This is a genomic window from Rhodococcus sp. FG69 (assembly GCF_057808915.1).
Genome location: NZ_JBMDIX010000068.1, coordinates 1 through 14,927 on the forward strand (window position 1 = coordinate 1; position 14,927 = coordinate 14,927).

At 64.2% G+C, this 14,927-nt stretch carries 13 protein-coding genes and 1 pseudogene; 9 read left to right on the forward strand and 5 right to left on the reverse strand.

What is annotated here, in order from left to right:
• Positions 1-220 precede the first annotated feature (220 nt).
• Positions 221-442 carry a DUF6480 family protein gene (locus ACODSO_RS28280; RefSeq protein ID WP_489039945.1) on the forward strand — a complete coding sequence of 74 codons (222 nt, stop codon included), beginning with the start codon at positions 221-223 and terminating at the stop codon, positions 440-442.
• 45 nt (positions 443-487) lie between these two features.
• Here the strand turns inward: ACODSO_RS28280 and ACODSO_RS28285 are convergent.
• Positions 488-814 (reverse strand): annotated as a pseudogene (locus ACODSO_RS28285) (HNH endonuclease); the annotation flags it as partial.
• A gap of 66 nt (positions 815-880) precedes the next feature.
• The gene (locus ACODSO_RS28290) at positions 881-1,381 is read right to left on the reverse strand and encodes a 2-oxo-4-hydroxy-4-carboxy-5-ureidoimidazoline decarboxylase (protein WP_489039947.1); all 501 of its coding nucleotides are present in this window, start codon (positions 1,379-1,381) and stop codon (positions 881-883) included.
• Between the two features lie 133 nt (positions 1,382-1,514).
• Here ACODSO_RS28290 and ACODSO_RS28295 point away from each other — a divergent pair, with 133 nt between their 5' ends.
• From ACODSO_RS28295 to ACODSO_RS28305, 3 genes are read left to right on the forward strand one after another with little or no spacing between them, the layout of a single operon-like run.
• On the forward strand, positions 1,515-2,342 hold the full coding sequence (locus tag ACODSO_RS28295; protein WP_489039948.1) for a crotonase/enoyl-CoA hydratase family protein: 828 nt from the start codon (positions 1,515-1,517) through the stop codon (positions 2,340-2,342).
• A gap of 1 nt (position 2,343) precedes the next feature.
• A complete protein-coding gene (locus ACODSO_RS28300; RefSeq protein ID WP_231912599.1) occupies positions 2,344-2,805 on the forward strand; it encodes a MarR family winged helix-turn-helix transcriptional regulator in 462 nt (153 codons plus the stop codon).
• A gap of 59 nt (positions 2,806-2,864) precedes the next feature.
• Positions 2,865-3,941, forward strand: a complete 1,077-nt coding sequence (locus ACODSO_RS28305; RefSeq protein WP_489039949.1) for a GGDEF domain-containing protein — start codon at positions 2,865-2,867, stop codon at positions 3,939-3,941.
• Positions 3,942-3,957: 16 nt separating this feature from the next.
• Here the strand turns inward: ACODSO_RS28305 and ACODSO_RS28310 are convergent, their stop codons facing one another.
• Both ACODSO_RS28310 and ACODSO_RS28315 read right to left on the reverse strand, forming a co-directional pair.
• Positions 3,958-4,407 carry a PAS domain-containing protein gene (locus ACODSO_RS28310; RefSeq protein WP_068376730.1) on the reverse strand — a complete coding sequence of 150 codons (450 nt, stop codon included), beginning with the start codon at positions 4,405-4,407 and terminating at the stop codon, positions 3,958-3,960.
• Between the two features lie 76 nt (positions 4,408-4,483).
• Positions 4,484-4,975, reverse strand: coding sequence for an inorganic diphosphatase (locus ACODSO_RS28315; RefSeq protein ID WP_489039950.1), 492 nt, complete (start codon positions 4,973-4,975; stop codon positions 4,484-4,486).
• Positions 4,976-5,097: 122 nt separating this feature from the next.
• On the opposite strand from ACODSO_RS28315, the gene dacB reads away from it, so the two are divergent.
• From dacB to hpt, 4 genes are all read left to right on the forward strand, one after another.
• Positions 5,098-6,516 (forward strand): D-alanyl-D-alanine carboxypeptidase/D-alanyl-D-alanine endopeptidase, encoded by a 1,419-nt coding sequence (dacB, locus tag ACODSO_RS28320; protein ID WP_489039952.1) that lies wholly within the window; start codon positions 5,098-5,100, stop codon positions 6,514-6,516.
• Positions 6,516-7,625 (forward strand): zinc-dependent metalloprotease, encoded by a 1,110-nt coding sequence (locus tag ACODSO_RS28325; protein WP_489039955.1) that lies wholly within the window; start codon positions 6,516-6,518, stop codon positions 7,623-7,625. The genes dacB and ACODSO_RS28325 overlap by 1 nt, the downstream gene beginning before the upstream one ends.
• Positions 7,625-8,599, forward strand: coding sequence for a tRNA lysidine(34) synthetase TilS (gene tilS, locus ACODSO_RS28330; RefSeq protein WP_489039956.1), 975 nt, complete (start codon positions 7,625-7,627; stop codon positions 8,597-8,599). The genes ACODSO_RS28325 and tilS overlap by 1 nt, the downstream gene beginning before the upstream one ends.
• 69 nt (positions 8,600-8,668) lie before the next feature.
• Positions 8,669-9,223 carry a hypoxanthine phosphoribosyltransferase gene (gene hpt / locus ACODSO_RS28335; RefSeq protein WP_068376737.1) on the forward strand — a complete coding sequence of 185 codons (555 nt, stop codon included), beginning with the start codon at positions 8,669-8,671 and terminating at the stop codon, positions 9,221-9,223.
• Here the strand turns inward: hpt and ACODSO_RS28340 are convergent.
• Positions 9,220-11,661 carry a serine/threonine-protein kinase gene (locus tag ACODSO_RS28340; RefSeq protein ID WP_489039953.1) on the reverse strand — a complete coding sequence of 814 codons (2,442 nt, stop codon included), beginning with the start codon at positions 11,659-11,661 and terminating at the stop codon, positions 9,220-9,222. The genes hpt and ACODSO_RS28340 overlap by 4 nt on opposite strands.
• A gap of 381 nt (positions 11,662-12,042) precedes the next feature.
• Between ACODSO_RS28340 and ftsH the strand changes: the two genes are divergently transcribed.
• On the forward strand, positions 12,043-14,844 hold the full coding sequence (gene ftsH / locus ACODSO_RS28345) for an ATP-dependent zinc metalloprotease FtsH (RefSeq protein WP_489039954.1): 2,802 nt from the start codon (positions 12,043-12,045) through the stop codon (positions 14,842-14,844).
• Positions 14,845-14,927 lie beyond the last annotated feature (83 nt).

Here is a 14,927-nt window from a genome sequence, read left to right on the forward strand (position 1 = left end):
TCACTGACAGCCGCCGCATCCACGCCCGCTGCCGCGGTGTTGTGTCTGGTGGTGGTGCCTGCCGCACTCCCCGTATCGAACATACGTTCGAGACTATCGGGCCCCACCGACAGGTCTTCCGGCGTCGAAATCCAGTGTCGACGTGATGGAAATCGGTGGCACGTGCATCCGGTGACCGAGGACTCGATTGAGCGAGTCGCCACCGGGTACCCGAGTTCTCATGACTGCCCAGAACCCCGAACCCAATGACACTGCCGGCCTCGAAGCCGGTGGCGGTGTCACGCCCGGGGACACTCCACCAGCAGAGTCGAGCGTTGGTGGACCGCAGCACGAACCACCGCAGCGAGGGCTTGCGCTACCGATCGTGTTTCTCGGCTTGATCGGCCTGATCGTGGTGGTCATCGTCCTCGGACTGATCGGCAGGATGGTCGGGCTCTTCTGACGTCTGGTCCCTCGATTGGGCTCGACACATCTGGTCTGCTGCGAGAAGAGTCGGCAGGATCGTCGCGTGACGTAGCAGGAACGTGCGCTCGTCGAGTTTCTTGCGTCGGAGCCACCCGGTGACTTCGCTGTTGTGTTTGCTTGCGTTGCATGACGAGCACGCAGGAACCACGTTCCCGAGGGTGTAGCGGCCGCCACGCGAAACGGGAGTGATGCAGTCGCGCTGCAGTGCCAAGTTCGTCGCCTGGCAATATGCGCACCCTCCCCAGGCGGCGACAAGGTCTGCCCACTGCGAGGCGGTGAGGTCATTGTCTACACGGGCAAGCCGTCGTTGCCGCCGTTTCGCGTACCGCGCGCGAGCTGCTGTCGGCAGCGTGGCAGTTGGGAACTTGCGGCGAGGGTGCACACCTTGACGGTACTTCGCGCACTCAGGAACAGATCAGTACAGCGGCCAGCCCTCTTCCGGGCCGAGGACGCGTTCGATGCGGGTTCGATTGACCTTCGCGAGCTCGTCGCGCATCACCTTGCGCTCGGTTTCGTGACTGTTGTCGAGCCGGTGGCCGACGTCGATGAGAACTTCGCGGGGCTCGTCACCGCCACCGGGGAGGGCTGCCGAGCAGACGATGTATCCGTAGCCGAACCGCTCGATGTACATCCGGCAGGCGTCGATGAATACGCTCTGTGTGGCTACGTCCATTCCCGCACACGTCCGTCCGACCGGCCGGTGCGTCGAAGCGATATGGTCGATGTCTGCGTCCGACAGTTCCCCGAGTTCTGCGTCCGCTCGCGAGAACAGTTCCGCGTGCGATCGGTAGGGACGAGCGTCGGCAACTCGCGACGCCCACGTGTGCGAACAGCAGCATTCGTAGAGTGCGTGCACCGCCTTGCGACGCGGCAGGTCGTTGAACGTCTCCAGCCCGAGTCCTTGGTGCATCATCATGATGAGAATCATGGGCCGCTCGAGGCGTGAACTCCAGGTCTGAGCAGGGTCTTAGCCCAGGTGTAACGCGGCGTAACACAGCATGGGTATCTGTGGTCCTGCCGGAACGACCCCATTAAGTAGGCTCGGCGACATGACGGAACGCAACTGGAACGCATTCTCGGTCGAGATTTCCGACCATATCGCGACGGTGACACTGCTCGGGCCCAGTAAGGGCAATGCCATGGGCCCTGACTTCTGGAGCGAGTGCCCGCAGTTGTTCGCTCAGCTCGATGTCGATCCGGATGTCCGAGCAGTGCTGCTCACGGGTTCCGGAAAGCACTTCACCTACGGCCTGGATCTGGCTGCGATGGGTGGAGAGTTCGCGCCGCTGATGGCGGACAAGGCGCTTGCAGGTCCTCGCACGGTGTTCCACGACATGATCAAGCGGATGCAGCTGGCGACGAATGCTGTCGCGGACTGTCGCAAGCCCGTTGTGGCTGCCGTGCACGGCTGGTGCATCGGCGGGGGACTCGACCTCATCAGCGCCGCGGACATTCGATACGCGAGTGCCGACGCGAAGTTCAGCGTGCGCGAGGTCAAGGTGGCCATCGTGGCGGACATGGGCTCACTTGCGCGGCTTCCTGCCATCATCGGTGACGGCCACCTGCGCGAACTCGCCTTGACAGGCAAGGACATCGATGCGGCCCGCGCGGAAAAGATCGGCCTGGTCAACGACGTTTTCGACGATTACGACGCGTTGCTCGTGGGTGCCCGTGCGACGGCGGCCGACATCGCCGGCAACCCTCCTCTCGTCGTTCACGGCATCAAGACCGTGCTCGATCATTCGAGGTCCGCGGCGGTCGACGACAGCTTGCGCTACGTCGCGGCGTGGAATGCGGCTTTCCTTGCCTCGAACGATCTGACGGAGGCCATCACGTCGGTGTTCGAGAAACGTCCGGCCGACTTCAGTGGCAGCTGACATGGGTGTGGAGCCCGACGTCGACACAGCCGAGGAGCTCGGTACTCAGCTCGTGCGGTTGCAGCGAATTCGTGATCGCAAGCTTGCTCAACTGTCCGCCGAATCCGGAGGCGTCGAAGGTGCCGCGTTCGTCTGTCTGTTCCGGCTGGTACGCGACGGACCGATGCGATCGAGCGAGTTGGCTGCCCTGGTGAACTCCGACCCGTCGACTGTGAGCCGGCAGGTAGCGCAGCTGGTGGAGCACGGCCACGTCGAACGCGTTCGCGACGAAAAAGATGGTCGTGCTTACGTTTTGGCGGCGACCGACTCCGGACGTAATGTTGCATATCGATTGCATCGCAAGCGCACGGCGCATCTCGCGCTCGTCCTGGAGGACTGGTCGTACGAGGATCGGGTGTCGTTGGTCGAACTCATGGACCGCTTTCTGACCGACTACGAACGGGTGAAGCCGGGCGGTAACTAGGAACGATCGTACGGTTCGCGTACCTGCGGGTGAAGCTGCGAATCGGGTAGGGAGGAGTGGTGCTGGGAATCACCGGTCGGTGGATTCCACGCACTCTGCGTGGGCGAACGGCGCCCAATCCGGCAGTGCGACTCGAGCGCAAGGTCGGTCGCGGGATTGCGGTACTGGTGCCCGTGTTCGCCATCATCGGCACAGTCGTCTTGTTCTCCGGGGAGGGGCCTTCCACAGGGGCTGCGAGGTCTGTATGCGTGGTCGTGTTGCTGTCCACCATCCCGGTCGGCATCTGGTGGTGGGTGTACGGACGAGACGTGGTCCGGATGCCGGGATGGTTCGTGTTCTACGCCGACGTCGGGGTCGCGACGGTTCTGCTCACGTTCGCCCAGCGTGGACTCGCGCTGCACGCAACCGGCCTGTTCGCGGTCATCGGAATCTACATCGCGTACTTCTCCAGCAAGACCGTTCTTCGCGCGCATTCCGTATTCGTCAGCGTCGTTATCGTTGCGTTCGCGGTCGCTGCCACGTTCGAGGGGAGGCATTCCCCGTTGTCGATACTGGCTCAGACGTTGGTTGTCCTGGTCGTCGCCAATTCCGTTCTGGTGTTTCGCGCCGTGATCAAGGCGCAGTTGGAACTCGCGATCACCGACTCGCTCACCGGCCTGCTGAACCGTCGCGGCTTCGAGTTCCGGATCGAAAGGATGTTGACCGAGGCGAAACCCGGTGAGAACGTGACGGTGTTCGTCGTCGATCTCGATCGATTCAAATTCGTCAACGACTCGTGCGGCCATGCTGCTGGTGACGGCGTACTTCGATCCACCGCATTTCGGCTGGCACACGCCGTGCCCGAGGGCTCGTGCGTGGCACGAACAGGTGGCGAGGAGTTCACGATCGCGGTCTTGATGGAAGCGTCGGACGTGGTCGCACTTGCCGACTCCATCTCGGAATCGTTGAGCGAGCCGACGGACGAGATCTCGGTGACCGGCAGCGTGGGGGCGGCCATGATTTCGGTGGATCGGTGGAAAGCTCAACCGCCGCCGCATGCCTCGGAGATGGTGCACTCGGCGTTGCTGAAAGCCGACAACGCGATGTACGAGGCCAAGCGGGCCGGCGGCGACCAGGCGAAAGTGTTCGGAGTCTGAAGGATCGCCGCCGGGCTCAGCGCAGTGCGCTCTTGGGGTCGTTCCAGAGCTGGTCCGTGAAGTCCTCCAGAGCGACCAGAACCAAATTGTCCTCGGCCCGCCGCAGGATCGACTTGCTGGCGCGCACCTGCACGACATCGCCGGTCTTGTCCGTCATGCGCCACAGCGAGTCGGCGCGGGTGGCCACCGTCGTGAGGAACATGTCGGCGACGTTGACACCCTCGGGAGCCTGATCCGGGAAGATGTCGTGCAGGTGGAAGTCCGAACGCTCGGAGCGATCCGTTCCGAAGAGTTCGTCGAACGCCTCGTTGGCGAACACGATGCCACCAGTGGGGTCGACAGCGAGGATCGGAACCGGGATCCGATCCAGAACAACGGTGACGGGCAGGTCGGGAAACTGTGCCGGGTCGGATATGGCTCGTGACTCCGAGTTACGCCGCTCACCCGTCGTATTGCTGTCGGTCATATTTCTCCCCACCTGGTTACTTCGCTCGTCTTACCGTGTTTGTTCGTGTTGCCCCCGAGAAGTGTGTTCGAACTTCTCAGTGTTCCGGATTGTCCGCCAAACGCTTGAACGATGCAGCGATTTCGGCTTCTGCCTCGGCGCGACCCACCCAGTCCGCGGCCGTGACGTGCTTGTTCGGCTCCAAGTCCTTGTAGTGGACGAAGAAGTGCTTGATGGCGTCGAGTTCGAAGGTCGAGACATCTCCGAGGTCTTGGACGTGGTCCCAGCGCTTGTCGCCTGCAGGCACACACAGCACCTTGTCGTCACCGCCGGCCTCGTCGACCATCTTGAACATGGCGACCGGGCGGGCCTCGACGAGGACGCCGGGGAACACGGACTCGGGGAGCAGGACGAATGCGTCCAACGGGTCGCCGTCTTCGCCGAGCGTGCCTTCGATGAAGCCGTAGTCGGCGGGGTAGCCCATCGCCGTGTAAAGGTAGCGGTCCAGACGCACGCGACCAGTTTTGTGGTCGACCTCGTACTTGTTGCGCTGGCCCTTGGGGATCTCGATGGTGACGTCGAACGGCACGTGCAGCCCTCGCTCTTCTTCTACTCGCTTGGCGTCTCGTATGACGCACGATGGTGGCGGCGCAAGCGTACCGGACCCGAGGATACTGTTGAGGAAACTGCCACTGGGCAGATACGAGTGCGATGGAGGAACGGGTGGCGGGGTTGACCAAGCGATTTCTCGGCCCGACCGCCGGTCGCAAGCGACGTCGGACACGAATCTTGCTCGTTCTGGGTGTGATCGTGGTTCTCGCCGCGGGTGGTACTGCGGTGGCCGCGATAGTTCCAGGCGCGTCCGGCAACGACTCGGCTGCTCCGACAGCGCCCGAACCGGACCCGGTGATGCTCGTACCGGCCATCGCCCCCATTTCGGATTCCGCTCCGGCACCGACCGAGGTGGGACTTGCCGACGCGCTGGCCCCGGTTGTCGGCGCTCCCGGGCTTGGCTCGTTCACCGGAGTTGTCGCCGACGCCGGGACAGGCCGCGTCCTCTGGTCCCAGGGTAGTGACACACCGATGACTCCTGCCTCGACGGCCAAGGTGCTTACGGCTGCCGCCGCGATGCTGGCGTTGTCGCCGGAACACCGAGTGACAACCCGGGTCGTCAAGGGTGCGAGCGACGGTGAAATCGTCATCGTCGCAGCGGGCGATCCCACGATCACAGCGCAGCCCACGGGTAGCCCAGGCTTCTATCCGGGTGCGGCGCGCATCGACGACATGGTCGAACAGATCGCGCGGTCGGGAACTCCAGTCGACCGCATCGTCGTCGACACCTCCAGCTACGACGGTCCGACGATGGCGCAGGGATGGTTCACGCCCGACGTCGCCGCCGGCTACATCACCCCGATCGAACCGATCATGATCGACGGTGGCCGATCGGTGCCGTTGGAGGACGAGTCGGCGCGCAGTGCCGAGCCCGCACTCGACGCGGGTAGAGCGCTTGCCCGTGGCCTCGGTATCGACCCTGCCCGGGTATCCATCGGCACGGCACCGGAGGGCGCCGACCAGGTCGCCAGCGTGCAATCCGCTCCGTTGCGTGACCGTCTCGGACAGATGATGGGCAGGTCCGACAACGTCCTGGCCGAGGCGGTCGGTCGCGAGATAGCGATCGAGACCAACACTGCGGCGTCGTTCGCCGGGGCGGTGGATTCCGTCGGACAGACTTTGTTCGCCGCAGGCTACGACCTGACCGGAATGAAGTTGCACGACCTGAGCGGACTTTCCGTCGACGATCTGATCCCCGCCAGAATCCTCGATCAGATCTTGACCTCGGCCGCGGGTTCGGAGAAGCCGGAGTTACGGCCGATGCTCGACTACCTGCCCGTCGCGGGGTCGACAGGCACGCTGACGGATCGCTACGCAAGCAACGACCGCGTCGGCGCCGGATGGGTGCGCGCCAAGACTGGCACACTGTCAGCAGCAAGCGCCCTCGCCGGGTACGTCGTCGACGTCGACGGCAGGGCACTCACGTTCGCTCTGATGTCCAACGATGTGCCGCCGGAAGTCTCGCGGCCGGCGTTGGATGCGGTGGCGTCGACGCTCAGAATGTGTGGCTGCCGGTGATGTTCAGCAAAGATTCGAAGACTCTCCACACGGACGCGGCAGTTCACCATGAGGATGCCGCGAACTCCGACACGGATTCGAATGGGCTCAGCGTCTCGGTCGATTGGGCGCTGGCGTCGAAGACCGGGGCAAAGTTGGCGCCGAAGGAACCGTCGACGTCGCGCTACACAGCGGATGCGGTGTTCGCCGAACTTGCCGCCGCGTCGATTCGTGCCGAAGGTCCGGTCCGTGACACCACTGGTCTGGCCGACGGTCTGCCGGTGCCGGAGGCGCAGATCGTGGGTCGCGCCGGGTGGATCGAGGCGGCCGCAGCCTCGATGAAGCACTTGACCGGCGAGTCCGGTGCCGAACCTTCCGGCCTGCTCGCAGGTAAACCTGCAGGTCTGCAGGCGGGCGCGATGCTCGCGTTCCTGTCGAGCGCAATTCTGGGACAGTACGACCCTTTCACCGGTGAGCACGGAACGCTTCTGCTCGTCGCACCGAACATCATCGCCGTCGAACGTGCGCTTCGAGTTCCACCGAGCGACTTCCGCTTGTGGGTGTGCCTGCACGAGGTGACGCACCGGGTCCAGTTCTCGTCGGCGCCGTGGCTCGGCGAGTACATGCGGAGCTCGGTAGCCGTGCTGTCCGACGGAGTGGACGAGCCGATGAGCGAGTTCGCATCGCGGCTGACGAACGCGTTGAAGAACCGGAAGGAATCCAACAAGGCCGAGGACGCGGGCATCGTCGGGCTGCTGCGGGCGACGCAACCTGTGGTGGCGCGCGAGGCCATCGACCGGCTGCTGGTGCTCGGTACGTTGTTGGAAGGTCACGCCGATCACGTCATGGACGCGGTCGGCCCGGCGGTCGTTCCGTCGGTTGCGCAGATCAGAAGTGCATTCGACGCTCGTCGACGACGTAAGCAGAATCCGCTGCAGAGAGTGATTCGCGCACTGCTCGGCATGGACGCGAAGATGGCGCAGTACGTTCGAGGGAAAGCCTTCGTCGATCATGTGGTCACGACGGTCGGAATGGAGCAATTCAACACGATCTGGACCGACGAGACCACGCTGCCGTTGCTCGACGAGATCGAGAATCCCGACCGGTGGATCGCGCGCGTACTGGGCTGATGCTGCCGGAAGAGCCAGCAATCCTCGCCGTTCGGCACGCGGTTCGTGCCTGGACGCAGAGGCGTCCGGGGCCGGTTGCCGTCGCGCTGTCGGGTGGAGCGGATTCGTTGGCGCTGACGGCCGCGGCGGTCGCCGAAGTTCCTCAGGTTGTGGCACTCGTCGTCGATCACGGGTTGCAAGCGGGTTCGGCAGACGTAGCGGCGAGGGCCGCCCAGCAGGCCACTACGCTCGGCTGCATCGACGCAATCGTGCAGACGGTGACTGTCGGCACCGCAGGCGGGATGGAAGCGGCAGCGCGACGGGCGCGCTATGCCGCGTTGGAGCAGGCGCGCGGAGATCTTCCGGTTCTCATCGCTCACACACTCGATGACCAGGCCGAAACAGTGCTCCTCGGACTGTCACGAGGATCCGGTCCCCGTTCGATCGCCGGGATGTCGCCGTGGGATGAGCCGTGGGGACGACCATTGCTCGACGTTCGACGGTCGGTGGCGAGGCAGGCCTGCGTCGAACTGGGTGTGATTCCGTTCGAGGATCCGCATAACTCCGACGCGGCGTTCTCCAGAGTGCGGTTGCGGCACGAGGTATTGCCGCTGCTCGAGGACGTTCTCGGCGGCGGTGTCGCCCAGGCGCTCGGACGAACTGCAGCGCAGGTCCGCGAGGATTCGCAGGTTCTCGACGCTTTGGGGGTGGAACTCCTCGACTCGGCGAGTGTCGGTGACGAACTGACCGTGACGGCGCTCACGGGCGTCCCACCGGCGCTTCGGCGTCGTACGATACGTGCCTGGCTGCTACGTCGCGGAGCAAAGGATATGTCGGACAGGCAATTACGACTCGTCGACGATCTCGTCGGCGACTGGCGCGGTCAGGGCGGGGTCGCCGTGAGCGGTGCGCCCGCAGGTGCCAGGTTGGTGGTGGGGCGTCGACATGGCAGGCTTGCGACGGAGCTGGAGTGGAGCCTGCGGAATGACTCTTGATTGTGTGGAGCCTGCGGACAGGTTCTACAGAGAATCCGTGAACCAACGAGAACCTACGAAGGGACCGCCGTGTACGAGGGCGACATCGAATCCATTCTCATCTCCGAGGAACAGATCAAAACCCGCACCATCGAGCTTGCCGAAGAGATCGCCAAGCGGTATCCGGAGGACGCGCCCGAGGGTGATCTTCTTCTGGTCGGTGTTCTCAAGGGCGCCATCATGTTCATGACGGACTTCGCTCGCGCGCTGCCCATCCCGACGCAGCTCGAGTTCATGGCGGTCAGTTCCTACGGATCGTCGACGTCGTCGTCCGGTGTCGTCCGCATCCTCAAGGACCTCGATCGCGACATCAACGGACGCAATGTGCTCATCGTCGAGGACATCATCGATTCCGGACTGACGCTGTCGTGGCTCAAGCGCAACCTGGCGACGCGTAATCCTGCATCGCTGTCGGTCGTGACGCTGCTGCGCAAGCCCGACGCGATCAAGGTCGACGTCGAGGTCGCCAACGTCGGCTTCGATATCCCCAACGAATTCGTGGTCGGATACGGTCTCGATTACAACGAGCGGTATCGCGACCTCCCGTACATCGGCACCCTCGAACCGCGCGTGTACGGCGGCTAGTTTCGCGAGACGACACGGCGTAGGGCGTCGAGATCGCGCTCGATCAAGCGGAAGATCGCGTACGACGCCACGAAGGCTGCGATGCCGCCGATGCACACAACTCGCACTACTCCGATGATGTCCGGAATATTCTCTGCAGGAACGAAAGTCAGGCCGGCAACCGCGACAAGTGGGATCGCGGCTGTGACGGTCAGGTAGCCGATGCTGCGGCGGCCGAGTGCGCGGAGGAGTGCCTCGTCGGCGCTCCCGGCTCGCCCAAAGGGCAAGAACGACGGATACAGGCACCGGATGGTGAACAGCGACACCAGAAAGAACGGGTATGCGGTCGCCATCGCGCCGCACACCACGAGTGACGCGATGAAGTGCACGTACGCCTGCGCAGGTACGGACCCTGCAGCGATCTGCAGCGAGAGCGGGAATGCGATTCCCGCGCACACCCACAGCCCGAGGCATACGGCCACGATCCGATCCGCAGCCAACAGTGTGTCGGCGCGGGCGTCGGCAAGTCGCTTCTCCGGCACTGTCCGGCCGGCGCGCAACGCTCGCGGAACGGCCAGCACCCGTCGAAAGAAGTAGACGATCAGTACGAGGCCGATCGGCCAGAAGAGGCCGTTGATCACTGCAGTCACGGTCTCGAAGCGATCCTGTGCGACGGCCGGCAGGTCACCGATGATCAGCGCCTTGTTGTGCTGATAGTTGTATATGGCGGCGACGGCATTGGGGATTCCGATCGCGGCAGTCATCACCGGAACGGTGAACGGCCGCAATCGAAATCGGGTGCTCGACGGCGGCGGGTCGACGAGATTTCGTGCGTGCTGGTCGAGGCACAAGTCGAACTGTTGCGCCAACTCCTGGCCGGTCGACCAGCGGTCCCCGACATTCGGCGACAGACACTCGACGAGAACTCTGCGCAACGTCGACGGGCACTGCGCTGGAAGTGTCGCGATCGCGGAGTCGGTGATGCCAGTGCGACGGGTGTCGAGCAGTCCGTCGATGACGGTTCGGTCGCCGTCCTCGACATTCGAATTCGAATCGTCGAACGGCTTGACCCCGGTCAAGAGCTCCCACAGCACGACCGCGAGTGAATACAGATCGCTCCGCGTGTCGAGGTCCTCCGCCCCACCGGGGCGACCAGGATGGCATGCCTCCAGCTGCTCGGGGGACATGTAGGACAGTGAGCCGCCGAAATACGCGACCGGGCTGTCACCGTCGACCTGTTCGGAAAAGCTGATGTTGAAATCCGCAAGCTTGGGCACGCCCTCAGCGGTGAGTAGCACGTTCGCCGGTTTGATGTCACGGTGCAGGACGCCCTGCTCACCCGCATAGTGCAAAGCCTCCGCGAGGCGCCGCCCGAGCCAGGCAACCGTCTCGGGCCACGACAAGCTGGAGAGAGATTCGCGCACAGTGGAATCGGTGGGGCGCAGGCTGCCTCTGGCGTCGAGTGCGGCGTCGACGGTGTCGAGAAGGAGAGTGCCGCTACGTTCGTCGGCCGGGCAGGCGCGCACGCGCTGGAGAAGATCGAGCAGGGTTCCGCCCGGTACGTACTGCATGTACAGGAGACGGAGGCCCTTGTCGGGCAGGACGCGTTGGTCGAAGACCCGGACGATGTAGTCGTGGTCGAGTTGCGCGAGCGTTTGCGGTTCGCTGCCGCGATCTTCCGAGATCTTCACCGCGACGATCCGTTGCATCGACCGTTGCCGAGACAGGAAGACCCGCGCGAAGGCTCCGCGGCCGAGGCCCATCAGGAGGTCGAAGTCGTCGACGCGATCGCCCACGTCGAGGTCTTCGAGTTCGTCGCTCGAGCCCGGCCGCGTCCACGCGAGGGCTCCGGCCGACGTGCCGGTCATGTCCGCGGTTGCGGGTCCGGCGACAGTGGCGATACCGCTGACGCTGATGCTGATCCGCGTCTCGCCAATCACGGTTTCTTCCAGCTCGGTCGTCCTCTGCTCGGTTGCCTCGCCGAGCATGGTGTTCAGCATTTCCGCGAGGTCGGCCGACTGCGCCGGATACTCGGCGGCGTAGAGCTGCGGGGAAACGGAGTCGCCGGCCTGGCGTCGGATGCAGAACTCCTCGTAGATCAGCCAGGCAGGAAGCGATGCGGCAGCAAGTTCCTCGAACTCGTCGCAGTACTGGTTCAGCCGCTTCGGAACGCTGGATCGTAGCCATCGTTCTTGCAGATCGACCGATATCAGTTGTTCGAGCAAGCGTCGACGAACGTCCGCGGTATCGGGAAGGAAGTTCGACAGGATCGGTGGGGTGAGTGGGTCACCGGTACGCGCGGCCTTCCACGCCCGGCGAAGTCGATCGGCGGGATCGTGGTCGGGAGCATCGTTCGAGTCGGTGCGGTTCGTGGCCGCAGCGGTCACCGTCGACGTCCCATCGGGTCGAGCCGATGGGACGTTGTCGTTGGCGGTGACCCGATCCGAGCCTGGCTGCACGCCCACAACCATAAACCTGCGGGAGGCGTTCTGCCTGGTAGAAGCGTAGATTCGAATACCGGGGGCGTTGGCGGGAGCAATCGAATTCGCGGCGTGACCCGAAGGGGTCGCCTTTGACACAATGGACGCTGGTCCGCAGGGGGCGTTCTGCGAGGTACTGGGGAACCTGTGAGGCGAGGCCGACGTTGGACTGGGGAGAAGCGTGATGCATGCAGCAGCACTGCAGGTCCATGGCCGCTGCACTGTGGGTCTGACTCATGTCAGGTCCATGCACTTCAGGTACATGGTGGCCGCTCGCGGTAGCCTGGGGCATCCGAGTGTGGCCGTGATCCACGCATCGGAGATGACTGGAAAGGACGAGGCCGTCTCGGCTGAAGCTGTATGAATCGGAAGACAGTTATACGGAACCTGGCCATCGTTTTCGGCATCCTGTTGGTGATCTTTGCCATCAGCTACTTCGGAAGCGACACTCGCGGCTGGAAGAGCGTCGACACCTCGGTGGCGATCGCGCAGCTCGACTCGCAGAACGTCGAGAAGGCGCAGATCGACGACCGTGAGCAGCAGGTCCGTCTATACCTGAAGAACGGCAACGAGGCGACCGGCAACGAGACGCAGATCCTTGCCAAATACCCGGACTCCGCATCGGAGACGATCTTCGACAAGGTCAGCTCCGACGGGCTCGAGAGCTACAACACCGTCGTGAGCCAGGACAGCTGGGTTTCGTCACTTCTGCTGTTCGTCTTGCCGATGATTCTTCTGCTCGGTGTGTTCATCTTCGTCATGAGTCGTATGCAGGGCGGTGGTCGCGGCGGTGTCATGGGCTTCGGCAAGTCCAAGGCGAAGCAGCTCAGCAAAGACATGCCGAAGACGACGTTCCAGGATGTCGCGGGCGCCGACGAAGCTGTCGAAGAGTTGTACGAGATCAAGGACTTCCTGCAGAATCCGGCCCGCTACCAGGCGCTCGGCGCGAAGATCCCGCGCGGCGTTCTGCTCTACGGCCCTCCCGGAACCGGTAAGACCCTGCTCGCGCGCGCTGTCGCAGGCGAGGCGGGCGTTCCGTTCTTCACCATCTCGGGTTCCGACTTCGTCGAGATGTTCGTCGGTGTCGGCGCGTCCCGCGTTCGTGACCTGTTCGAACAGGCCAAGCAGAACAGTCCGTGCATCATCTTCGTCGACGAGATCGACGCCGTCGGTCGCCAGCGTGGAGCAGGCATGGGCGGCGGGCACGACGAGCGGGAGCAGACGCTCAATCAGCTTCTCGTCGAGATGGACGGTTTCGGTGAACGAACCGGCGTCATCCTGATCGCCGCGACCAACCGTCCCGACATTCTCGACCCAGCTCTTCTCCGCCCCGGTCGTTTCGATCGCCAGATTCCGGTCGGAGCACCCGACCTTGCCGGTCGCCGCGCAATTCTTGCTGTGCACTCCGCGGGCAAGCCCGTCGCGCACGACGCCGACCTGGAGGGATTGGCCAAGCGCACCGTCGGTATGTCCGGAGCGGACCTGGCCAACGTCATCAACGAGGCAGCATTGCTCACGGCGCGCGAGAACGGCACCGTCATCACCGAGGCCGCTCTGGAGGAATCGGTGGATCGCGTCGTGGGAGGACCACGCCGCAAGAGCCGCATCATCAGCGAGCACGAGAAGAAGATCACGGCCTACCACGAAGGTGGGCACACGCTCGCTGCCTGGGCAATGCCGGACATCGAGCCCGTCTACAAGGTCACCATCCTGGCGCGTGGTCGTACCGGTGGTCACGCCATGACGGTGCCCGAGGACGACAAGGGGCTGATGACTCGGTCCGAGATGATCGCGCGACTCGTCATGGCGATGGGCGGACGCGCGGCGGAGGAACTCGTCTTCCACGAACCGACCACCGGCGCGTCCTCGGACATCGATCAGGCAACCAAGATCGCGCGTGCGATGGTCACCGAATACGGCATGAGCAGCAAGCTCGGTGCGGTCCGCTACGGCCAGGAGCAGGGCGACCCCTTCCTCGGTCGTTCGATGGGCGTGCAGTCCGACTTCTCGCACGAGGTCGCACGCGAGATCGACGAGGAGGTGCGCAAGCTCATCGAGGCGGCGCACACCGAGGCGTGGGCCATCCTCAACGAGTACCGCGATGTGCTCGATACGCTCGCCACCGAACTCCTCGAGCGGGAGACGCTGACGCGTAAGGACCTCGAGAAGATATTCACCGGCGTCAGCAAGCGTCCCCGGATCACCGCGTTCAACGACTTCGGCGATCGAGTCCCATCGGACAAGCCACCGGTCAAGACGCCAGGTGAACTCGCCATCGAACGCGGCGAGCCGTGGCCCCCTCAGCCGATCGCGCCGAAACTTGCTCCACCGCAGCAGTTCCCGCAGCCGAGCTACGCCGGACCCCCGCAGCTGTCGAAGGGTGCACCGGAGAGCTACAACGGCGGTAGTCGGCAGCACGGCTATCCCAGCGGTGCCCCGAGCAACGGTGCCTCGAACGGCGCTCGTAACGGTGGCGGATACAACGGAACTCCCAGCCACGGTGCTCCGAGCAATGGTGGCCCGAGCAATGGTGGCCCGAGCAATGGTGGCGCTCATACCGGCGGGTCCGGGCAGACCGGGACACCGTACGGAAGTGCGCCCTACAGCGGGGGCCAGAGCGGCAGCCCGCAGGGCAGTGGCGGTCAGGGCAACGGCGGTCAGAACAGTGGCGGCCAGCATTCGGGCGGTAATTACAGCGGTGGTTCCTACCGGAACCCGGAGCCACGGCCCCAGAGTTCGCGTCCCGATTACGGTGCTCCCGCGGGATGGTCGGCGCCGGGATGGCCGCCGCGTGATTCGTCAGGATCCGCCGGTGGTTCGGACAGCGTCGGCAGAAACGGCGGCAACCGCTACTCCGACCCAGTGGCGCCGTACCAGGCTCCGCCTACGTACCAGTCGCCGCAGTATCGTCCGCCGCAGTACCAGCCGCCGGAGTATCGCGATCCGAGCGGCGACCGCGAGGCGCCCAGTGGAGAGCAGCAGCCTCCGAACCCCGCGCCGCAGCATCGGGATCCCGCTGGATCGCAATGGGATCCACTCGGTGGCTTGCCCCTCGGTGGGCAGCCGGACCCGGATCGTCGTCCCGACGAACGGGAATCGGACCGGGAGGGTGACGAAGGTCCGCGTACCCAGCGATGGGAAGGTCCGAACGGCCACCAGTGAGCCAGTGATCTCCCGGCGATAGGCTGGAGTGGAGCCTGCGGAATGACCCGAAGGTTTGTGTGGTGGAGCCTGCGGAATGACCC